Source organism: Neglectibacter sp. X4 (genome assembly GCF_009917365.1).
In the GTDB taxonomy this organism is placed as follows: Bacteria; Bacillota; Clostridia; order Oscillospirales; family Acutalibacteraceae; genus Acutalibacter.
The window spans coordinates 1-595 of sequence record NZ_QWLE01000296.1 but is presented as its reverse complement, the minus strand read 5'-3'; the positions used below and the strand labels follow the sequence as shown (position 1 = coordinate 595).

Genomic DNA, 595 nt, shown 5'->3' with positions numbered 1-595 from the left:
TGCTTCCCCTTCAATTGGTTCTACAAGGCAAGGGGTAATTGGTGTGTTGAAGTACATATATACTTCTTCATCATCGATAGATTTCATCACGTCAAGGACATATTTTGCATTGAATCCGATATCCAAATCTTCTCCTTCTTTAGAAATGATAACTTCTTCTTTTACATTTCCCTCTTCAGACTTGGAAGTGATGGTAACGATGGTATCTTTGATGGACATTTTAATGAGATTGTTCTTTCCTTCTTTAGAAAGCAAGGAAGCTCTTTCTATACTTTCCATCAAATCTCCTTTGTTGACCTTCACTTTTATTTTATTGTCTTTTGGAAGCACATCCTTGTATTTGATAAATTCACCGTCAAGAAGTCTGAGGACAACCTTTACGCTGCCAATCATAAAGATAGCTTTTTTATCACTCATGAAAAGTTTTACATTTTCATCTTCTTCTGATGCATCACTTAAAATCTTACTGATTTCGTTCATAATTTTTGCAGAAATAATGACGTTCTTTTCTTCTTTATTAATCATAGCTTCTCTGGTGATTGCCATTCTGTAGCCATCGATTGCAACCATGTTTATACCATCTGCTAAAAGCTCA

The 595-nt window shown here is 34.6% G+C and carries 1 pseudogene; it reads right to left on the bottom strand.

The features are described 5' to 3' along the window. Positions 1 to 570, bottom strand: a pseudogene (locus tag D1841_RS18215) (DNA polymerase III subunit beta); the annotation flags it as partial. Positions 571 to 595 lie beyond the last annotated feature (25 nt).